Consider the following 20,535-nt stretch of genomic DNA (forward strand, 5'->3'; position numbering starts at 1 on the left):
TCGTGGGGGCGTTCTCGTTCTTGACGCTCAATCGGGGGGTGGTCCACACCCCGGGGTGGGGGTCAAACCCCCGCCGCTCAACACTTCCCCGGGCCGCCGTCCGAATCCGGACGGCGGCGCTTCATTGTCTGTGGTTCGGTTGCGGGTCAGCTCGCCGCGGAACTCGCCAGCTCGCGTTCGCGCTTGGCGGCCTCGCGGGCCAGCATGCGGTCGCGCTGCTCTTCGAACTTCACGACGTCCTTGCTGAGCTTGTCCAGGAAGTCGGCGAGGCGCTCGCGGGTCTGCTCACCGCGCGCGGTGAAGTCGGTGCGTTCGAAGATGTTCCACTTCTTCAGCACCGGCTGCACCACCTCTTCGAGGTGCTGGCGCAGGTCGTAGATGCCGTGCTTGGCCATCAGCACGCCGTTGCGGCGGAAATTGGGCATTCCGGCGCCGGGCATCTGGAAGTTCTCCAGAATCAGCGCGATGGCGTCGAGCGCCTGGTCGGGCGACAGATCGAGGGCCGCACCACACATGTTGCGGTAGAAGATCATGTGCAGGTTCTCGTCGGCGGCCACGCGTTGCAGCATGCGGTCGGCGATCGGGTCGTCGCAGACTTTGCCGGTATTGCGGTGCGAGACCCGGGTGGCGAGTTCCTGGAAGGTCACGTAGGCGACCGAGTGCAGGAAGCCTGCGTCGGCCTCCGCGGGGGAGGCGAATCCGTTGGTCATATGGACCATCCGCGCCTCTTCGAGCGCGACGGGGTCGACGCCGCGAGTGACGACGAGGTAGTCGCGCATGACGATGCCGTGCCGGTTTTCCTCGGCGGTCCAGCGACCGACCCAGGTGCCCCACGCCCCGTCCTGGGAGAAGTTCTCCGCGATCTCGCGGTGGTACGAGGGCAGGTTGTCCTCGGTAAGCAGGTTGGTGATCATCGCGGCCTTCGCGACCTCACTCAGTTTCGACTGCTCCGGATCCCAGTCGATCCCACCGAGTGCGGCGAAATTGCGGCCGTCGTCCCACGGGACATAGTCGTGCGGATGCCATTCCTTTGCCAGGGAAAGGTGCCGGTTGACGTTCTCTTCGGCAACCGGCTCCAACTCCGTCAGCAGCTCGAGTTGAGTCAGATCCCTTGCCATGTATCAAGCCCTTCATCTATGCGGTCTTGCGGGTCGCCCCCCTCAGGTTTGACCGTTGCCGATGCGGCCATACCTTACGGCACCGTAGGTGTGATGCGAAACGCATCCAGCCACGGATTTGTCGGGGTGGTGGACGTCATACGCCGTCATTGGCGCTCGGCAACTACCAGCGAGTGTATGGCGTCGATGTGTAGCCGGGTGTCTATCGCTTCGGGCCGGGTCGCCGTTAGCGAAACAGCTGATCTTGTGGGATGCCCCGCAGTGGGCAGTGCAATGATCTGCGCACGTATATCGTAAGTTTATGCGTACTAATATGAATCTGAACGGAACCGTCGGATGACCCGCAAGATCACGACCAGCCCCACCGCGTTCTCGGACGGCACGCTGCTGATGCCCTGGCAGGCGGGGCCGCGGCACGACCTCGCCGGCCCGGTGTTCGTGAGTGTGACCGATTTCCTGGCCGCTTCCGAGGGGGACGTGCAGCGCATCTACGAACTCGGGATCGATCTGGGCGGCGCCTGGCCGGTGATGCAAGGCGCAGTCGGCCTCTGGCTCTGGGGCCGCCCATCGCAGCTGCGCGGGGGCTCCATCTCGGTCTGGGAAAGCGAGCAGGACATGCGCCGGTTCGTGCGCTGGCCGAGGCACGTCGCCATCATGGGTGAGTGGCGTGGACGCGTCGGTGTCGCGGCCGACTCCTGGCATGCGCCGCAATTCGACGTCGACGATGTGCTGGCACGCGCAAGCCTCACCATTGATCGGCCCCACCCGAACTCGTGACCGCTTCGGCTCGCCCGGCCGCCGTCCTGTGACCGCGTTCCACCTCTGGAAACACCTCGGGCGCCCGGTGGTGACCGGACGCCCGCGCGGTGCCCCCACCAGGGCTCGAACCTGGGACCTGCGGATTAAAAGTCCGTAGCTCTACCAACTGAGCTATAGGGGCGCGGTTGGCAAGTGTAATGGCCTGGCGCGGTTTCTCGTAACCGGGGCGGGTGGTGAGTCGGAGTGGGGTGGCCGGGGCGGTCACGTGACGGTGCGGGGGCCGGGGCCGGTTGTGCGAGCTGTGGTGGGTGTGACGGATGTCGCGGGGGCGGGCTCGGGTGGCTTTGTCGACATTCGACTGGGCGCGATATCATCCAAATATGTTGCATACCAAGGAGTTCGGATATCCGCCTGCCGTCGGCGGCCGATGTCGGCGGTGGCGGGTGTAGCGATTCCTGGTACGGAACACGGTAACCGAATTCTCCAACGACACTGTGTCGCTTGCCGATTCGGTGTGCGCGAATCCATCCTAGCCGTTGCGCGGAGTTAGCTGCGGCCGCTCCAGGGCGGGCCGGCAACTTCACTCTTACGGTTTGCCGCGTGTCGGGTGACAATTCCGGGTACCGTGGCGAATCTGTGAATTCGGGGCTTCCCATGAGTTGACGCCGCAGGAGGCAAATCGGGGACGACGAAAAGCGCGACGACGATAAGGCCCGGATGCGCACCCCCTGCGGCGCACCCGGGCAGGAAAATTATACCAGTCGGTGTGTTTCGGGTTTCTCGCCTAGTTTTCGTACCAAAAGTTTGTATTCGGGGCGAAAACCCTGTTGTAAGTGTTGATAAAACTCATAACTTCGCGTCTATGGCCTGTTTCCATCCGGATTCGCCATGGCCGCGAAGGAGCCCGCCGGGGTGGAACCCCTTGGGCTCCATAAGGCTTCGGAGGCGTTTCGAAGATGGCACGGCAGCAAGAGCGGGCCCGCCGGACACGTGCGGCGATCATCAGGTCCGCCGCCGTTGAGTTCGGCAAGAGCGGCTACGCCGCCGCATCGCTCAACCGCATACTGGAAGGATCGCGAGCCACCAAGGGCGCCATGTACTTCCATTTCGATTCCAAGGAAGACCTGGCGCGCGCCGTCCTCGATACGGCGCTGGACCGATATCGGTTCTCGGCCGATCGCTGGCTGGCCCGCAGCGACCTCGGTCCGCTCGACGTCATGCACGGCATGCTCGACGAGATCGCGCTGCGGCTCGAGCACGACATCATCGTGCAGGCCGAGTTCCGGCTCATCATCGAGCCCGACTTCTACCGCGACGTCCCCAACGGTGGCGGGCGCATCATCGCCCGGGCCACTCGCGCGCTTGCCGTGCGTGCCATCGAGCAGGGGCAGCTGCGTGCCGATGCCGACCCCGACCGCTTCGCCCGCACCCTCGCGGCCGCATTGGCCGGCCAGCGCTACTTCATCGACCTGTTCGGCAACGGCGTCGATCTGCGCTCGCGGTTCCAGGAGGCGCTGGAGGTCGTGATCGAGTCCATGTCGACCCCGGAATGGGTGGAGCGATTCCGTCGTGACGGCTGGCGTGCGGATGCTCGCCTGGAAGAGCTCGGTTTAGCGCTCTGACCAGCCGGTTTGGGAAACCTCGCAACTCTGTCATAAGCTATGCGAGCTCCCAACGGACACCCGTTGTAAAGCCGGTCCGGAGAAATCCGGGACGAGCCCCCTTCGTCTAGCGGCCTAGGACGCCGCCCTTTCAAGGCGGTAGCGCGGGTTCGAATCCCGTAGGGGGTACGATCTTCGGATCGTAAGAAGTAGAGCAAGGCCCTGTGGCGCAGTTGGTTAGCGCGCCGCCCTGTCACGGCGGAGGTCGCGGGTTCGAGTCCCGTCAGGGTCGCAAGTAAACGCCGGAGAAATCCGGCGTTTCACGTATGGCATTCCGTTCGGGTGCCTGCGGCCAGGTAGCTCAGTTGGTACGAGCGTCCGCCTGAAAAGCGGAAGGTCGCCGGTTCGATCCCGGCCCTGGCCACTCCATCCCCCTGGCTGAGCACCTGGTCAGGGGGATTTTTTGTGTCTGCGCCCGGCGGATGGCCTTCACCAAGCTCACCAGCGACCCCACCTATTCCACGATCGACGAGGATTACGCGGTCCTGGTGACGGACCAGCGGCTCGGAGACCGGTTCGGCACATTGGGTGTGCGGACCTACAACAGCTCATGGGATGACGAAAACGTCTGGTGGAACATCGGGTACGCCGGTGACATACCGGCCGGGGCAACGGCCACGTTTCCCTACTTCCAACGGGACAAGAAGATGGATGAGGACGAGTGGGACTACGCAGCGGCCGGGCGATGACGACCGCCGCAAATTTCAGGCCACGGCAGTCCGGGAGCCCGATGTTCGGATTCTGGGCCGACGGGCCCTACGTCGTAGCCGTTGCGGCGGCTGTCGGCGAGATCGTCTTGTCGGGCGAGGAGAACTGGTGCTCGGGCGTCCACCCTCGTCCCCCGCGGTGAACCTTGGCCGCCATGCTCGCGGAATACGCTCGCATCGGAGCTCTCCCCAAGGGAGCTGCTGATTGTCGCGTAGATCTCTTCGTCCCGCGACGTGGGCAATCCTGGAGATTCCGCACGTTGGACCGTGTCTGCGGCCTCGGAAACCGGCCTGGATGATCGGACCATTTCCGATGTTGTGAGCTGGGCCGGGTGGGAAGCTGGGTATATGGCTGATTCCTGGTATTACTGCCTGAAGCACAAGCGGGCCGAGCAGGGGAAGCGGTGTTGGTTCGCGGATCGGCTCGGGCCGTTTCCGGACCAGGCGACGGCTGAGCGGGCGTTGGAGATCGTGCGCGAACGCAACGCCAGCGAGGACGCGCGGGACCGGCAGTGGCGTGACGGAGGTAACTGAGCGCGGCTGGTGCGCGCGGGGCGGTTGGGGTCGCCGGGGGCGGGCGGTGCGCTGGGCGGCAATCGAATTCAGGTGAACGGTGGTGTTCGTAAGATCACCGGATGTGCGTCCGGCGCCGTGAGATGGCAGAGTGTGGGCCTGGTGCGCTGAAATCGCGGGGAGGCGGATCAGCTACCGTTCACGAGAAATCAGACGATCGCTCGCGGCCTGCGCACGGGTCTCCGGGCGCGACCAGGTGAGCAGGGAGGGCGACCCTTGAGGGTTACCGTTGTTGTGCCGACCTACAACGAGCGCGAAAATCTGCCCGTTGCGGTGGAACGGCTGACCGCGCTACCGGTGGCCGACCTGCACGTGCTCGTCGTCGACGACAACTCGCCGGACGGCACCGGTGAAGTGGCCGACAAGCTCGCCGCCGAACTGCCCAATGTCGTGGGCGTGCTGCATCGCACCGAGAAGGACGGCCTCGGCCGCGCCTACATCGCGGGCATCACCCGTGCCCTCGACGAAGGCGCCGACGTGGTGATCCAGATGGACGCCGACCTGTCGCACCCCGCCGAAGTCATCCCGGCCATGCTGGAGAAGCTGACCGGCACCGACGCAGGCGTCGTCCTCGGCTCGCGCTACGTGCCCGGTGGCTCCACTGCCGCCGAATGGAAGTGGTACCGCAAGGCGCTGTCGGCCTGGGCGAACTTCTACGTGAACCTGATCCTGCGCCTCGGCGTCAAGGACGCCACCGCGGGCTTCAAGGCCTGGAAGGCCGACACCCTGCGCGCCATCGAGGTCGCCTCGATCCGCAGCAACGGATACTCCTTCCAGGTCGAGATGAACTACCGCACCGTCAAGAAGGGCATCTCCATCGCCGAGGTGCCCATCCGCTTCGAGGAGCGCACCCTCGGCGCTTCCAAGATGAGCCTCAAGGTGCAGCTGGAATCGGCGCTCATGCCGTGGAAGCTGCTGTTCGGGCGCGCGGTGTAGCCACCCCGATCACGCTGAACGGCCCGCGGCTACTCCGGCCAGTCCAGCAACGTATCGATGAACAGCTGACGCACCCGCTCGACGTCGTCGTGCATATCCACGGGGTCCCACCCACTCACATCGATGGGATCCAGAATCGCCACATCGACCACCCCCGGCCGGACCACCATCGAATCTCGCCAGGAGATCTCGCCCGCATTGCGGATCACCACCGGGATCACCGGCACACCGGCCTGGATCGCGATGTGGAAGGCGCCCTTCTTGAACGGGCCGACCTCCGGCGTATAGGAGCGGGTACCCTCCGGAGCCACGGCGATGGACAGCCCGTCGCGCAGGGTGTGCACCACCGGCTCCAGCGACGCCTTGGCGCGTGCGGTATCGGCGCGATCGATGAAGGTGACCCCGACGAAGCGCATCAGCGGCCCGAACACCGGGTTCTTGGTGAGCTCCTTCTTCCCGATCCCGGTGACTCCGCCGCCGAGAACCGCGGGGACGATGATGACGTCGTATTGACTCTGATGATTGAAGACGAAGACCGCCGGCCGCGGTGCACGCGCATTGTGGGCGCCGGTGACGCGCAGCCGCACTCTGGTGGTCCGCAGTGTTGCGCCGGTGCCGACCTTCATCAGCGCATCGGCCATCGGCCTGCGTTCCCGGGTGTAGGACTTGCTGAGCACGCCGCTGATCGCTCCGCCGATGAGTCCGGCGAACCCGGCGATGGTTCGTCCGACGTCGGCCGCGCGCGGCGGCTTGCGCGGGCGAAAGGACATGGCAGGCCAATCCTGTTCCGCACAGGTGACCGCCAGCCCGGAATCCGGGTTCACCGCGACCGGGAACCCGACCGACGACAGGGTCGTCAGGTCGGCGGCGCTCGCGATGTAGGCGAAGCTGTTGCGGAGTTCGATCCCGGACGCGGCGGCGAATTCGCGGATCGCGTCGGCCTTGCCCGAGCGCCACAGCGTCCGGCCCTCCGGATATCCGGTCAGCGCACCGTCGTCGGTTGCCATCCGGGTGTAGAGGGTGTGCTCGATGCCGAGCGCCGCCGCCACCGGCTCGAGCGCGAAACGGGTCGCCGAGGAGACCAGGACGACGGTGTGCCCGGCCGCCCGATGGGTCCGGATCAGTCGCCACGCCTCCGGGTGGATGCGCCCGTAGATGGTGCGCTTGAACAGCCGGGTGCCGATCTCGTCGAGTTCGGCTTCGGTCCGTCCGGCGAACACCTGGATCGCTGTCTGTAGCAACCGGCCATAGGAGCCGTCGGACGGATGATCCTGGATGCCGTCGAGCAACAGTGCGGCCGCTTGCTCGTCGCGGTTTCGGCGGCCGGACCGGCGTCGAGGCGCGGGTTCGGAACCGTCGACCACCACACCGCCCAGTTCGAACACCGCCGCGACGGCAGGCCCCTGCGGGCCACACCTGATCGCGGCCACGACCGAGTCGATATCGGAATGCGCGGAGTCCAGTTCCAGCGCACGCATCCGCTCCTCGCCGCCCACTATCGCTCCGCACCGGGGATGTTGGATGGATCGAGGGCGGCGGCACGTGAGATCCGCGCGCCGATGACCCGCAGCCGTTCGGCGAATTCGCCACGGCGCATGGCCAGCTCGGCGGTCTCGGCTTCGGCGGGATCGACCAGGTCGTAGTTGGCGGCCAGTTTGAGTGCGCTGGTGAACAATTCGGTCGACACCGATTCGGGGCTGTGCAGCCTTTGCTGCAGCAGCATCTGCTTGCCCACCGCGACGCATTCGTCGATGAATTGCTTACGGTCGGCGATCGTTTCGCCGCCACGGTCTGCCAGGCGTTCGGCCACCACGAGCTGGGCGTCGAAGAATGAGCGCAGCACGCGATGGGCCATCATGAAGCCGGAGGCGGTGAGCTGGGCCAGGATCTCCACGCTCAGGGTGTCTCTGGTCCGGTGGTTCCAACCGGGGTCGATCAACAGCATCTCGGCGGTCAGCTGTTCGGAGAATTCACTGCGTTCGGGGAAGAAGAACTCGAATTTGAGCAGGTCGCGCAGCCGGTGCGCTTCCTCCCAGCCGGTGCGCAGCGGATCGGTGTCGACGCCGTCGTCCAGGTCTTGGGTCGCCTTGTCCACCGCGGCCAGGATCGACAGCTCCACGATCGCCCGGTTGACGAACCAGTGCACGGCGCTGTTGCGATAGAACGCGGCCTCGAGATGCGCCCCCGACTCGATCGAGTAAACCGGTTCGAGTCCGCCGCGATAGACGGTGACGACCTTGGCCAGCGACAACTGTTCCAGCACCACCGCGAGGCTCTGCTCATCGCGCAGTGCCGCCACCTCACCGCGCGGCAGGTCGCGGCGTTCGATGTAGTCCAGGACCGGGGCCAGCAGATCACAGACCTCGCGCAGGGTGAGCGCGCGTTCGTGGACGCCGAGCAGGGCGAGGGTGGCCAGCGCGTTGACCGTGATCGGGGTGACCTCGTTGATCCCGACCGCCACTTCGAAGGCCAGCCGCTGCACCGCCTTGCGTTCGAGTTCGCCCACTTCGTCTCCGGTATCGACGACCGGTGCAGCGGTTCCGTCGGCGCGATGCAGCGGAATCGACAGCGGCGGCGCGGTCAGCGGATCGCCGTAGGCCGCCAGCCGTTCCCGTGCCGACAGTGGCGCCCCGAATCGTACGTAGACGTGACCGGCAGAATGCTGCTGGCTGCGCACATATCTGGCCATCCAGCCGAGGCCCTCGGGTTTCTTCTTGCCGCCGGACTGTTCGCTGGCGATCGCGCCGAGTTCGTTGAGCCGCTCGTAGGTGATCGATACCGGCACCAGCATCACATCGTCGATCCGGTTCCAGCGCACCGCGGCGGCCAGATAGTTGAGCAGGCCGTAGCGCGGCGGGCGAAGTTTGCCGGTGCGGGTGCGCCCGCCCTCGAAGTACCACTCCAGGTTGAAGCGTTTGGCCAGCAGATAGCCGAAGTACTCCTCGACCACGGCCTTGTAGACCTCGTCGTCGCCGAAGCTGCGCCGGATGAACACGGTGCCGGTGCGCCGGGCGATCGGACCCATCGGCCAGAACCGCAGGTTGGCGCCGCCGATGACGTGGTTGGGTGGGAAGTCGTTGCGGGCGAGTACGTCGCCGAGGACGAAGGCGTCGACGTAGGAGCGGTGCGAGGGCAGGAACACCAGCGGATACCGGCGGTTGAGGTCGCGCAGGGCGTGGAGCCCGGATTCCTCGATGTCGACGTTCCAGGTCGAGGCGTGCACCGGGCGCATGGCTTGGGTGAACAGATCCGAGACCAGCCTGCTCTGTGCGGCGACCAGTTCCTGTAGCGCTTTTTCGGCCCGCCGGTACACCTCGTGCCTGCTCGCGCCGATCCGGTCGGCGATGAGGTCGAGACGGCGCAGGAACTCGGGGGAGTCGAGGATTTCCTCGGCCACCAGACGGGGCACCTTGTAGCGATCGCCGATGACCGAACGTTCGGCGCGTTCGAGCGCGACCACGCCTGCCCGCAGGATCGCCCGCGCGAACGGCTCGGTGGTGCCCGCGATATGCAGTGCCGAGGCCTCCGGATTGTTGGCGCGCAGCTCGCTGAGCCGGGCCGGACGTCCGGTGAGCACGACATGGCGGTCCGGTTCACGCCGCACCAGTCTGCGTTGAGCGAATCGGTGCGGTTTGCGCGGATTGCTCATCATCACCAGATCGGCGAAGGTGGTGCGGCGCACGCCCTCGCGTTCGGGTGGTAGCCACAGCACGCGGACCGGAACCACCAGTGGATCATCGGTGCGCCCGGTCAGCCGGTCGGCGATGGCACCGGCGTCGAGGTCGATCTGGGTGGCGGGAGCGTCGGTGCCGAGCTCCGCGGCGAGACCGCCGTCGGCCAGCCAGGTGCCGATCAGTTCGCGTTCCACCCGCGAGGCCGCCTCTACCAGCGCGACCACCGAGCCGGTGGCCGGCTCACCGGAGCTGCGGGCAGGTGCGCCGCCGCGATCGATCATGAGTGGTCCCTCCGCAAAAACGACGATCCCTCTATTCAAGCCCGCGAAAGGGATCCGCGCAGGAACTCCGGACCGAGAGTCGCTCCCCGGCTGTGGGCTCGGCCACGCCATCGTGCGGCGGAGGTAATGCTAACCTTACCTGGTTTAGTTAGGTCAGCATTACTTGGAGGATCGTTGTCGACCACGGACGAACGCTCGCGCGTTGAGTATGTGACCGATCCGGCGGCAGCGATGTCCCGCCTGGCGGCGGATGAACGGTTCGGCGAGTACGTGATGTACGAACGCCCAGGTGCCTGGGTGTTCGCCGCCGATCCGATCGGTGGCATCGAACTCGACGTGGAGGAACTGCGCGTCACCTGGAACGGTGAGACCACCGCGCGCGCCTGGGAGGGCAGCCCGGCCACCATCGTCGATCGGGCACTCAGCACTCTGCCGCTGGAGGGACGCAACGCCTACGGCTGGATCGGATTCGAATTCTGCGCCTGGTCGCTCGGCGCCACCGATCACCTGTCGCCGCGAACCTCTCTCGTGCACCTGATGATTCCGCGCATCGAGGTCAGCGTCAGCGAGGCCGGTGTACGGATCAGCGGCGCCACCGACGCCGAGATCGACATCATCCACGAGCTGATCGCCGGGTCCCAGGGCCTGGAACTGCCGGTCCCGCATCCGGCCGATATTCGCATCGACCCGACCGGCTACCAGGGCCGGGTGGCCGAGGCGATCTCCGAGATCCGATCCGGGCAGTATCAGAAGGTCATCCTGTCGCGGAAGGTCGATCTGCCGTTCGCGGTCGACATTCCGGCCACCTACCGGCTCGGCCGGGCCAACAACACCCCGGCGCGCTCTTTCCTGCTGCGGCTCGGCGGGCTCGAGGCTGCGGGTTTCAGCCCAGAACTGGTCGCCTCCGTCGACGACGACCGGGTTGTCACCACCGAACCGCTGGCCGGAACCAGGGCGTTCGGCCTCGGTGACGAGATCGATCTGGCCGCACGAGCCGACCTGCTCGCCGACCCCAAGGAGATCGTCGAGCACGCGATCTCGGTGCAGACCTCCTTCGCCGAAATCGCCGCGGTCGCAGATCCGGGAACGTCCGTCGTCTCGGATTTCATGGCGGTGCGCGAACGTGGCAGTGTCCAGCATCTGGCCTCGACGGTGCGCGGCAAACTGGCCGCGGACCGCTCCAGCTGGGATGCGCTCGAGGTGCTGTTCCCGTCGGTGACCGCCTCCGGAATTCCCAAGCGGGCCGGTGTCGACTCGGTCTTCCGGCTCGATCACGATCCGCGCGGCCTGTATTCCGGCGCGGTGGTGACGGTCTCGCCCACCGGCGCGCTGGAAGCCACCCTGGTGTTGCGCGCGGTGTACCAGACCACCGCGGGTGCGTGGCTGCGCGCGGGAGCCGGGGTCGTCGGCCAGTCGCGGCCCGAGCGTGAGTTCGAGGAGACCTGCGAGAAGCTGGGCAGCATCGCGCCCTACGTCGTCAAGGCGTAGGGGCCAGAGTTCGTCGAAGGCCGTGCGGTCGTGCGTGACACGACAGCACGGCCTTCGCTGTTGATCGGTCCGCCCGGACGTGGTGGCAGCACCCGCCACCACCACCTCCGGGTGCTCAGCCCTCGGCGGCCTGCAACGCCTTCTTGTCGATCTTGCCGACGGCGGTGATCGGTAGGCTCTCGGCCTGCCGCAGCACATCGGGGAGCTTGTAGGTGGCAAGGCCGCGTTCGGTGAGGAAGGTCTTGATCTCCACCAGTGTGGGCATCTCGCCGCTGACGACGAGTACCGCGCACACCTTCTCGCCCAGGCTCGGATCGGACAGTCCGACGGCGGCCGCGTGCCGGACGGCGGGATGGGCGAGCAGATGCTCTTCGAGCTCGTCGCAGGAGATGTTCTCGCCGCCGCGATTGATCACGTCCTTGATCCGGCCGGACACCATCAGATGCCCGCTGGGCAGCCTGCGCACCAGGTCACCACTGCGGTAGAAGCCGTCGGGGGTGAAGGCGCGGGCATTGTGTTCGGGCGCGCGGTAGTAGCCGCGAATCGTGTACGGGCCCTTGGTGAGCAGTTCACCCTCGTCGCCCGGCTCGACCTCGTTGCCCTCGGCGTCGACGACCCGCACGATATCGGCGTCCGACAATGGACGGCCCTGGGTGGTGCAGATGAGTTCCTCGGAATCGTCGAGGCGGGTGAAATTCAGCAGCCCCTCGGCCATGCCGAACACCTGCTGCAACTTCACCCCCAGCGCGGGCTCCACCTCACGGGCGTTGACCTCGGCCAGCTTCGCGCCACCGACCTGCAGCAGGCGCAGCGAACTCAGGTCGGCCTCTTCCCATTCGACTGCCGCAGACCACAGCTGGGCCAGCGGGGGCACCACCGCGGTGACCGTCACCCGATGGTTCTCGATGACGGCGAAGGCGTTTTCCGGACTGGGATCGGCGACGAAAGCCACCGTGCCGCCGACGCCGACGGTGCCGAGGATGCCGGGGCAGGCCAGCGGGAAGTTGTGCGCGGCGGGCAATGTCGCCAGATAGACGTCATCGGCGGTGAGTTCGCAGACCTGTGCGCTCGCCGTGGCGTTGTAGACGTAGTCGTCGTGGGTGCGCGCGATCAGCTTGGGCAGACCGGTGGTCCCACCGGAGACCAGCATCAGCGCGATATCGGCCGGGTCGATCTCAGGTAGCGTGGCGCCACTCGCCGCGCGCGTATCGCCGTGCGCCGGAATCGAATCCAGTGCGGTGAACTCGCCGGGATCGCCGAGAACCAGCACGTGCCGCAGGCTCGGTACGTTCTCGCGGACGGTCGCGGCGAGGGTCCGATAGTCGAAATCGCCTGCCTGTGCGGCGATCACGTACGCGACCGCGCCGGACAGGGTGGCCAGATGCTCGATCTCGGCCCGGCGGTGCGCGGGCAGGGTGAGCACCGGAATGATCCCGGCACGCAGCACGCCGAACAGTACGGTGAGGAATTCGGCGACATTGGGTAGCTGGACCACCACCCGATCACCCGGTGTCAGGCCGAGCGCGAGCAGGCCGTGGGCCATTCGATCGGCCTCGGCGTCGAGTTCCGCGTAGGTGAGCGTCCGCTCGCCGATCAGTGCGGTCCTGCCCGGGTGCTGCCGGGCGGTATCGCGAAGCAGATCGTCGAGGGTGCGCCCGGACCAGTAGTCGGCGGCGCGGTACCGCTCAGCTTCGGCATCGGAAAAGGGCACGTAGCCGTCGCGGTGCGTACCGGCTGCGGTGGATGTGGAACTCACGTCTGCCTCACAAACGGAATCGGCGGTGATCAGGAGAAATGTGTGCGCGAATCTGGTTTCAGTTATGTAGGTAAGGCAACCCTATCCCAGTCTCGAGTGGCGGTGGCGGCGGACTCGTGACTTCGCTCGTGTCGACCCCTGCCTCGCGCTGCCGGTGGCAACTAGACTCGCCGCATGAGTGGCTGGAGCGTCTCCGACATTCCCGATCAGCACGGCCGGACCTTCATCGTCACCGGCGCCAACAGCGGACTCGGTGCGGTTGCCGCACGCGCGCTGGCCGGAGCCGGTGCGCAGGTGGTGCTGGCCTGCCGCAATGTCGCCAAGGGGCAGGCGGTCGCCGACGAGATCGGCTCGCTCGCCGAGGTACGCAGGCTCGATCTCGCCGATCTGTCCTCGGTGCGTGAATTCGCCGCCTCCATCGACCGCGCCGACGTGCTCATCAACAATGCGGGCGTGATGGGAGTGCCCTACGGCCGCACCGCTGATGGCTTCGAAATGCAGATCGGGACAAACCATCTCGGCCATTTCGCGCTCACCGGGCTCCTGCTCGGCCGCATCGCCGACCGGATCGTGACGGTGTCCAGCGGCGCGCACGCGATGGGCGCCATCGATCTCGACGACCTCAACTGGCAGCGGCGAAAGTATCAACGCTGGCCGGCCTACGGGCAGGCCAAACTCGCGAACCTGATGTTCGCCTACGAATTGCAGCGCAAGCTGACAGCGGCCGGATGGTCCAAGCTCTCGGTCGCCGCCCATCCCGGCTACGCGGCCACCGAACTCCAGTCGCATACCGAATCCATCCAGGACACCGTGATGGCGCTGGGTAATCGGATATTCGCGCAGAGCGCCGAGATGGGCGCGCTGCCGGAGCTCTACGCCGCCACCGCCGACGTCGAACCGGGCGCCTACTACGGCCCGACCGGCTGGCGTGGACTGCGCGGGTACCCGGGTCGTTCCGGGTCGAGTAAGCGGTCCAAGGATGAGGAAACCGCCCGCAGCCTGTGGGAACTGTCCGAAAAGCTGACCGGAGTCACTTTCGATTTCTCTGTGTGATCCAGCCCACTGACACCTGATGTCACACCTGCCCGTGCCGCGTCGTCGTCTCGATGAAGCCGTCGCACATACCGAAAGGGCAGGAATATGGAACCCCGTCTGAACCTCTACGCCAACTCGATCACCGCGAGCTTCGGCAAGCGTCTGGTGACTGCCAATCGGGTGGTCGAGGACTCCGGACTCGAGCCTGCCACGTTCGAGCTGGTCAAGATTCGCGTGAGCCAGATCAACGGCTGCGCCTTCTGCGTCGACATGCACACCAAAGACGCCGCACACGCAGGCGAGGACCAGGTGCGGATCAATCTGGTCGCCGCCTGGCGTGAGGCCACCGTCTTCACCGAGGAGGAGCGCGCCGCGCTCGCATTGGCCGAGGAGGCCACCCGCATCGCCGACGGCGGCGGCGTCAGCGAAGGAACCTGGGAGCAGGTGCGCAAGTACTACGACGACGATCAGATCGGCGGTCTCATCGCTGCCATCGCCGCCATCAACGCGTGGAACCGGATGAACGTCATCGCCCACACTCCCGCCGGTAGCTACGTCCCGGGTTCCCTCGGCTGACCAGGGGCGAAGCAGCGCTGTGCGCAATCTGACACGGGGCGAGCGGGCACCAGTTGTTCATCGGCTGGTACTGTCTGCTCCGTGCAGCGCGTGTATTTCTGGTTTAGCAAGCCGGCCCTGGGTGGGTCGGTCTGCGGCAACCGCGCGCGCTGACCAGATTCCCACCCCGAGCCGGATGACGACCGGCTCGACGGGGTTCATGTTCCGTGGGTCGGCCTGGAGAAAAGGAACGACACCCACGATGACAACCGCAGTAGACGTCGATTCACGGCATTCCGATCTCGACGATCAGCGCACCCTCAGTGTGAGCCCATTGCGCTCGCCCGCCGAAGTGCGCCTCGTACACGCCATCACCGACGAGCTAGCCGACACCGTGCGCGCAGGCCGCAAGGCCACCGTCGAGGTGCTCAACGGCACCGACGATCGCCTGATGGTGATCGTCGGGCCGTGCTCGGTGCACGACCCGGCCGCCGCCCTCGACTACGCGCGTCGCCTGGCCGCCAAGGCCGCCGAACTCGACGACCGGCTGCATGTGGTGATGCGGGTGTACTTCGAGAAGCCGCGCACCACCCTGGGGTGGAAGGGGCTGATCAACGATCCGCATCTGGACGGCAGCTTCGACGTCAACACCGGCCTCGGCATCGGCCGCAAACTGCTCACCGATATCACGGCGCTCGGTCTGCCGGTGGCGTGTGAGTTCCTCGATCCGATCACCCCGCAGTACATCGCGGACCTGGTCTCCTACGGCGCGATCGGCGCCCGCACCGCGGCCAGCCAGGTGCACCGCCAGCTCAGTAGCGCCCTGTCCATGCCGGTCGGGATCAAGAACGGCACCGACGGTGACGTCCAGGTCGCCGTCGATGGTGTCCGCGCCGCCGCGGCCAGCCATGTGTTCCCCGGCACCGACCTCGACGGTCGTTCGGCGCTGATCCGCACCACCGGCAACCCGGACTGCCACGTCATCCTGCGTGGTGGCAGCACCGGCCCGAACTACGACGCCGCCTCGGTGTCCGAGGCCTGCCTGCGGCTGGAGAAGGCGTCGCTGCCCAAGCGCATCGTCATCGACGCCAGCCACGGCAACAGCAACAAAGACCACAACAAGCAGGTCGACGTGGTCACCGATATCGCCGAACGGCTCGCCGCGGGTGAGCAGGGCGTCGTCGGAGTGATGCTGGAAAGCTTCATCGAAGCCGGTCGCCAGGATCTGACCCTCGGTCACGCCGAGGACCTGACCTACGGCCAGTCCATCACCGATGCTTGCATCGACTGGAACACCACTGCCGCCCAGCTGGATCGGCTGGCCGACGCGGTCGCCCGGCGCCGCGAGCGCTGAAGGTCCGGCGCCCGGCCCGCCGGTGATCGCGCGACGATCTACCGGGGCGTGGCGATGACGCCGAGCAGTTCGCCCGAGGTAACTGTCTCGATGTCGAAGCCCGCCCCGGCCAGGTGGTCGATGAGGTTGCGTGGGGTCGTCGCCGGCCCGATGGAAGTGTGTGTGCTGGGCTCCCCGTAGCCGTAGAACAGGTGCAGCGCGCCGCCAGGGGTGAGGCAGTCACGCAGCACCGAGAGCTCGATGGCGGGGTTGCGGGTCCAAAAGGCATTGACGTTGACGGCCAGAATCTTGTCGAACCCGTCGGGTGCGAGGTCGGTGGCCTGGTCGCGGGTCAGTTCCTCCAGCGCGAGCTTTCGCACCCGAACCTTGCCGGATTCGATCAGCGACGCATGCCGTTTCGCGGCTCGGTCCACGGCGGTCGCGGAGCGATCAATGCCGACGATGTAGCCGGTGTCGAGTGTTTCGGCCATGACCGCGAGCGAGTCGCTGGAACCAGGTCCGATCTCGAGCAGCCGATCTCCCGGCGCCGGGTCGACGATCTGGCGAAACCACTGGAACCGCGCATCGTGGGCCATACCTGGCGAAACTACGCCCTGCCACCGGACTCGTGGCCCTGTTCGACTGCTGGACTGTCGAGGTCAGGGCCTGCGAAGGTATGTGCGGGCCAGTCGGCCACCGGGCCGGGCGGATCAGTCACCAATCGCGCGCCCAGCCAGCTGTCGCGCCGGACCCCGCGCTGAAGGCCACCCAACCTGTCCATGCCCTCGTAGTGGAAACCGTTGCGGCGCACCACCGCGGCCGAGGCGTAATTGCCGACGAAGGCCCGCCAGCTGATCCGGACCAGGCCGAGCCCGTCGGGATCGAACCCGAAATCGCAGACCAATCGCACCGCACGCGACATCACGCCCTTGCCCCGGACATCCGACCCGAGCCAGAAGCCGATCTCGGCTGCGGTCTCGTCGTGCGACCCGAGCCCGATCATGCCGATAACGGGCCCGTCCTCGGCCGGACGGATCGCCCACGTCGGACTACGGTCGGTCCAGCCGGGATCGGAGATGTCGGTAAGGAAGGCTTCCGCGTCACTGCGGCCGTAGGGCAGCGGGATCGTGACCCATTCGCCGATGGACGGCTCCTGACAGCGCGCCACGATCGTGGCGATATCGGCGGGCCGTGGCCGCGACAACCAGAGGTTCCCGTCGGTGAGCATGCGGTCTTCCATCGCCTCATGGTGGCACGGACCCGCCGGTCGGTTCACCGGGTTTTCCTGCGGTGAGGGCGACGCGGGCGGGTCATCCGGGGTCCGTAGACTCCGACTGGTGGTAGCCGCATTGCTCGCTGACTTGTTCGAATCGCATCGGTCGCATCTGCTGTCGGTCGGCTACCGCCTGACCGGAAGCGTGGCCGACGCCGAGGACGCGGTGCAGGAGAGCTGGCTACGTCTGGCCGGGGCCAGGCAGTCCGAGATCGAGGATCTGCGGGCCTGGCTGACCACCGTGGTGAGCCGCATCTGCCTGGATCGCTTGCGCAGTGCGGCGGTGCGGCGGGAAAGCTATGTGGGGCAGTGGTTGCCGGAGCCGGTGGTGACCGGGCTCGGCTCGCCGAGTGCCCCCGATCCGCTGGACGCGGTGGTGCGCAGACAGGAATTCCGGTTCGCCGCCATGGTCGTGCTGGATTCGTTGACGCCGCCGCAGCGGGTGGCTTTCGTGCTGCACGACGGACTTTCGGTGCCGTTCGACGAGATCGCCGAGATTCTGGAGATCACGCCCGACGCGGCCCGTCAGCTCGCGGTCCGGGCACGTAAGGCGGTATCGCGGGCGCCGGAACCGGTTGCCGACGCCGATCACGTCGCGGCGGTGCAGCGACTGCTCGAGGCCTTGATGTCGGGGGACGTGCAGGCGGTGACAGCGGCGCTGCATCCGGACGCGGAGATGATCGGCGATGCCAATGGCACCACCTCCACTGCCGTCAATGTGCTGCACGGTGCGGATCGGATCGCGAGGTTCTTCGTCGGGCTGCTGCACAAGTACGGGATCGAGTCCGGTGAGGAACTGCTGCGCAGCGTGGAGATCGTGGCGGTCAACGGCCAGCTGGGTGCGCTGGTGCCGGAACGGGCGGCCGATGGCCGGGATCCCGGGACACCGCGCCGGGTCGTCGGGTTCGCGGTGCGCGACGGATTGGTGTGGGGCACTTACGATATCGCCAACCCGGGAAAGCTCACCGGCATCCGGACGAACTGAGCGAGCGCCCGCCGGGCCGGACCGCGCATCGCCGGCCCGACGGGGTCATGCGCTACGGCGTAGCCGAGCCGGTGAACCAGTCGCCGGTCGAGGAACCGGTGCCGTGGTTGCCGGTCGACGATCCGAGTCCCCAATCCGGGGTCGAGGAACCGAAGCCTGCGATCAGGTCGTTGGCTACGTCGCGAAGCTGACCCAACATGAATCCGGCGACCTCCGACGCGGCCGGATTCGATATCAGGTCGAGGTATGAGGCCATAGACGCCCCTTTCGAGATGCCCGCCGAGGCGGGCTGTGAAATAGAACACGGCGAGGCTAGCTGCCTATGGGACAACGCACAACCATGCAGGTAGAAGTCGGAAAATAAATGTGAAACATAGCCGTTCGCTATCTCGTGGCAATGATAGCGATTTATGGGCTAACTCTTGGTGGAATCTTCCGCGCTCTAGGCTCCGGGTATGCGCCAGCAGCCACAGACCGTCGCCCGACTGCGGCCCTTCGGCGCCACGATCTTCGCCGAGATGACCGAACTCGCGGTCCGGCACGACGCGGTCAACCTCGGGCAGGGCTTCCCCGACTCCGACGGCCCGGCGGGCATGCTCGACGTGGCCCGCCGCGCCATCGCCGACGGGCTCAACCAGTACCCGCCGGGTCGCGGCATGCCGGTGCTGCGTCACGCCATCGCCGCCGATAGGGCCCGTCGCTACGGCACCGAGTACGACCCGGACACCCAGGTCCTGGTGACCGTCGGCGCGACCGAGGCGATTAGCGCGGCGGTGCTCGGGCTCGTCGAGCCGGGGCAGGAAGTGGTGCTCATCGAGCCGTACTACGACTCCTATGCCGCCGCCGTTGCGCTGGCCGGCGCACAACGGCGTACCGCCCGGCTCGTCGCCGACGGTGACCGGTTCGTCCTGGATGTGGACAGCCTGCGCGCCGCGATCACGCCTACCACCCGGATGATCATGGTGAACTCGCCGCACAACCCCACCGGTACCGTGCTCGATCGCGCCGACCTCATGGCGATCGCCGAGATCGCCTGTGAGCACGACCTACTGGTACTGGCCGACGAGGTCTACGAGCACCTGGTCTTCGACGGTGGCGAGCACATCAGCCTGGCCACCCTGCCCGGTATGGCCGAACGGACGCTGGTGGTGTCGAGTGCGGCGAAGACATTCAGCGTCACCGGCTGGAAGACCGGATGGGTGTGCGCCGCACCGGAACTGATCGACGGGGTGCTCGCGGCCAAACAATTCATGACCTTCGTGGCCGGTGGTCCCTTCCAGCCTGCGGTCGCGCATGCGCTGACCGAGGAACTGGACTGGGTGGCCGCGCTGCGAGATTCGCTATCGGACCGGCGGCTGCGCCTGTCTGCCGCGTTGGCCGACACCGGCTTCCATGTCTATTCCAGCGCCGGTGGCTATTTCGTCTGTGCCGATATCCGTCCGTTCGGCGCGACCGACGGTCTGGCCTTCTGCCGCGAACTTCCTACCCGCCTAGGTGTGGCGGCGGTGCCGGTCAGTGTCTTCACCGATCATCCTGGCGAATGGAATCACTTGGTGCGCTTCACCTTCTGCAAGCGCGAGGAGACGCTGAACGAAGGGATCCGGCGGCTGCGCGTCGGGGCGCCGATCGGCTGACCGCCCCCTCGACGATCAGGCAGGCACAGGCCGCGCGCGGTCCGTGACGACAACGGCCGCGATCCCCGCCAAGGCGGTCCCCATGAAGTAGCGCTGCATCCGCAACCAGACCGGGCGAGCGGTGAAAAATGTGGCGACCTGCCCCGCGCCCAGCACGATGAGCGCGTTCACCGTCAACGCGACGACGATCTGGATCGCACCCAGACACAGACTCTGCAACCACACCGGCCCGGCGCCCGGATGCACGAACTGCGGGATCAGCGCCATGTACATGATGGCGATCTTCGGATTCAGCAGATTGGTGACCAGGCCCATCGCGAACAGCCGCCGGCTCGGATCGGCAGGCAGCTGAGTGGGAGTGAATACCGACACACCCCCCGGGCGCAGCGCCTGCCAGGCCAGCCACAGCAGATAGGCGGCGCCGGCCAGCTTCAATGCCGTGTACAAGCCGGGGACCACCGCGAACACCGCCGTGATCCCCGCGACCGCGGCCAGCAGATATACCCCGAATCCGGCCGCGACGCCGGTCAGCGACACCAGTCCCGCGCGGCGTCCCTGTGACACGGTCCGCGACACCAGGTACATCATGTTGGGGCCGGGCGTGAGCACCATGCCGAGCGCTGCCGCCGCCACGCCCGTCATCGCCGCTATCTCGATCATGCCGATGATCCTTTCGTGGCCCGGGGTCGTTCGTCTCGGTCCAGTTCGGCACCGGTGGACCCGTCACCGCCGGTGAGCAGGGGAGTACCGTCGTCGCGGGTGGGTGT

Annotated in this window: 19 protein-coding genes and 4 tRNA genes; 14 read left to right on the forward strand and 9 right to left on the reverse strand. The window is 66.7% G+C overall.

The annotated features are described in order from the left end of the window. Nucleotides 1–146 precede the first annotated feature (146 nt). The gene (locus ACFXNW_RS04815) at nt 147–1,118 is read right to left on the reverse strand and encodes an acyl-ACP desaturase (RefSeq protein WP_379415897.1); all 972 of its coding nucleotides are present in this window, start codon (nt 1,116–1,118) and stop codon (nt 147–149) included. A gap of 336 nt (nt 1,119–1,454) precedes the next feature. Here ACFXNW_RS04815 and ACFXNW_RS04820 point away from each other — a divergent pair, with 336 nt between their 5' ends. Continuing rightward, entirely contained in the window at nt 1,455–1,895 is a 441-nt protein-coding gene (locus ACFXNW_RS04820; RefSeq protein WP_379415898.1) for a hypothetical protein, read from the forward strand. A gap of 90 nt (nt 1,896–1,985) precedes the next feature. On the opposite strand, the gene ACFXNW_RS04825 is transcribed toward ACFXNW_RS04820, so the two are convergent. Beyond that, a tRNA-Lys gene (locus ACFXNW_RS04825) sits at nt 1,986–2,058 on the reverse strand. A gap of 775 nt (nt 2,059–2,833) precedes the next feature. Between ACFXNW_RS04825 and ACFXNW_RS04830 the strand changes: the two genes are divergently transcribed. From ACFXNW_RS04830 to ACFXNW_RS04860, 7 genes are all read left to right on the forward strand, one after another. Then, nucleotides 2,834–3,499, forward strand: coding sequence for a TetR family transcriptional regulator (locus ACFXNW_RS04830; RefSeq protein ID WP_379415900.1), 666 nt, complete (start codon nt 2,834–2,836; stop codon nt 3,497–3,499). A gap of 95 nt (nt 3,500–3,594) precedes the next feature. Beyond that, nucleotides 3,595–3,667, forward strand: a tRNA-Glu gene (locus ACFXNW_RS04835). Nucleotides 3,668–3,696: 29 nt separating this feature from the next. Further along, nucleotides 3,697–3,770 (forward strand) — tRNA-Asp (locus tag ACFXNW_RS04840). Nucleotides 3,771–3,828: 58 nt separating this feature from the next. Further along, nucleotides 3,829–3,902 (forward strand) — tRNA-Phe (locus ACFXNW_RS04845). 58 nt (nt 3,903–3,960) lie between these two features. Next, nucleotides 3,961–4,227 (forward strand): hypothetical protein, encoded by a 267-nt coding sequence (locus tag ACFXNW_RS04850; RefSeq protein ID WP_379415902.1) that lies wholly within the window; start codon nt 3,961–3,963, stop codon nt 4,225–4,227. 366 nt (nt 4,228–4,593) lie between these two features. Next, a complete protein-coding gene (locus tag ACFXNW_RS04855) occupies nt 4,594–4,779 on the forward strand; it encodes a hypothetical protein (RefSeq protein ID WP_379415904.1) in 186 nt (61 codons plus the stop codon). 255 nt (nt 4,780–5,034) lie between these two features. Further along, entirely contained in the window at nt 5,035–5,754 is a 720-nt protein-coding gene (locus ACFXNW_RS04860) for a polyprenol monophosphomannose synthase (RefSeq protein WP_379415905.1), read from the forward strand. 29 nt (nt 5,755–5,783) lie between these two features. On the opposite strand, the gene ACFXNW_RS04865 is transcribed toward ACFXNW_RS04860, so the two are convergent. Both ACFXNW_RS04865 and ACFXNW_RS04870 read right to left on the reverse strand, forming a co-directional pair. Continuing rightward, nucleotides 5,784–7,232: a 1-acylglycerol-3-phosphate O-acyltransferase gene (locus ACFXNW_RS04865; protein WP_379415907.1), complete on the reverse strand. Its 1,449-nt coding sequence runs from the start codon at nt 7,230–7,232 to the stop codon at nt 5,784–5,786. Nucleotides 7,233–7,249: 17 nt separating this feature from the next. Beyond that, nucleotides 7,250–9,709 carry a glycerol-3-phosphate 1-O-acyltransferase gene (locus ACFXNW_RS04870; RefSeq protein ID WP_379415908.1) on the reverse strand — a complete coding sequence of 820 codons (2,460 nt, stop codon included), beginning with the start codon at nt 9,707–9,709 and terminating at the stop codon, nt 7,250–7,252. A 174-nt stretch (nt 9,710–9,883) separates the two neighbouring features. Here ACFXNW_RS04870 and ACFXNW_RS04875 point away from each other — a divergent pair, with 174 nt between their 5' ends. Beyond that, entirely contained in the window at nt 9,884–11,197 is a 1,314-nt protein-coding gene (locus ACFXNW_RS04875; protein WP_379415910.1) for a salicylate synthase, read from the forward strand. Nucleotides 11,198–11,312: 115 nt separating this feature from the next. Here ACFXNW_RS04875 and ACFXNW_RS04880 read toward each other — a convergent pair whose 3' ends face one another. Beyond that, nucleotides 11,313–12,953 carry a (2,3-dihydroxybenzoyl)adenylate synthase gene (locus ACFXNW_RS04880; RefSeq protein WP_379415912.1) on the reverse strand — a complete coding sequence of 547 codons (1,641 nt, stop codon included), beginning with the start codon at nt 12,951–12,953 and terminating at the stop codon, nt 11,313–11,315. Between the two features lie 174 nt (nt 12,954–13,127). Here ACFXNW_RS04880 and ACFXNW_RS04885 point away from each other — a divergent pair, with 174 nt between their 5' ends. From ACFXNW_RS04885 to ACFXNW_RS04895, 3 genes are all read left to right on the forward strand, one after another. Then, complete coding sequence (locus ACFXNW_RS04885; protein WP_379415913.1) at nt 13,128–14,006, forward strand: oxidoreductase; 879 nt, start codon at nt 13,128–13,130, stop codon at nt 14,004–14,006. Nucleotides 14,007–14,093: 87 nt separating this feature from the next. Further along, nucleotides 14,094–14,564, forward strand: coding sequence for a carboxymuconolactone decarboxylase family protein (locus ACFXNW_RS04890; RefSeq protein ID WP_379415915.1), 471 nt, complete (start codon nt 14,094–14,096; stop codon nt 14,562–14,564). Between the two features lie 241 nt (nt 14,565–14,805). Continuing rightward, entirely contained in the window at nt 14,806–15,897 is a 1,092-nt protein-coding gene (locus tag ACFXNW_RS04895; protein ID WP_379415916.1) for a 3-deoxy-7-phosphoheptulonate synthase, read from the forward strand. Between the two features lie 38 nt (nt 15,898–15,935). On the opposite strand, the gene ACFXNW_RS04900 is transcribed toward ACFXNW_RS04895, so the two are convergent. Together ACFXNW_RS04900 and ACFXNW_RS04905 are read right to left on the reverse strand one after the other, a co-directional pair. Beyond that, nucleotides 15,936–16,472, reverse strand: a complete 537-nt coding sequence (locus ACFXNW_RS04900; protein ID WP_379415917.1) for a class I SAM-dependent methyltransferase — start codon at nt 16,470–16,472, stop codon at nt 15,936–15,938. An 11-nt stretch (nt 16,473–16,483) separates the two neighbouring features. Continuing rightward, entirely contained in the window at nt 16,484–17,116 is a 633-nt protein-coding gene (locus tag ACFXNW_RS04905; RefSeq protein WP_379416303.1) for a GNAT family N-acetyltransferase, read from the reverse strand. Between the two features lie 97 nt (nt 17,117–17,213). On the opposite strand from ACFXNW_RS04905, the gene ACFXNW_RS04910 reads away from it, so the two are divergent. Continuing rightward, a complete protein-coding gene (locus ACFXNW_RS04910; protein ID WP_379415919.1) occupies nt 17,214–18,134 on the forward strand; it encodes a sigma-70 family RNA polymerase sigma factor in 921 nt (306 codons plus the stop codon). Between the two features lie 52 nt (nt 18,135–18,186). Here ACFXNW_RS04910 and ACFXNW_RS04915 read toward each other — a convergent pair whose 3' ends face one another. After that, nucleotides 18,187–18,390, reverse strand: a complete 204-nt coding sequence (locus ACFXNW_RS04915) for a hypothetical protein (RefSeq protein ID WP_379415920.1) — start codon at nt 18,388–18,390, stop codon at nt 18,187–18,189. A gap of 199 nt (nt 18,391–18,589) precedes the next feature. Here ACFXNW_RS04915 and ACFXNW_RS04920 point away from each other — a divergent pair, with 199 nt between their 5' ends. After that, on the forward strand, nt 18,590–19,768 hold the full coding sequence (locus ACFXNW_RS04920) for a pyridoxal phosphate-dependent aminotransferase (protein ID WP_379415922.1): 1,179 nt from the start codon (nt 18,590–18,592) through the stop codon (nt 19,766–19,768). 15 nt (nt 19,769–19,783) lie between these two features. On the opposite strand, the gene ACFXNW_RS04925 is transcribed toward ACFXNW_RS04920, so the two are convergent. Then, complete coding sequence (locus tag ACFXNW_RS04925; RefSeq protein WP_379415923.1) at nt 19,784–20,428, reverse strand: LysE family translocator; 645 nt, start codon at nt 20,426–20,428, stop codon at nt 19,784–19,786. Nucleotides 20,429–20,535: the final 107 nt, after the last annotated feature.

Origin of the sequence: Nocardia sp. NPDC059180, from assembly GCF_042754945.1 — a bacterium.
Classification (GTDB): Bacteria; Actinomycetota; Actinomycetes; order Mycobacteriales; family Mycobacteriaceae; genus Nocardia.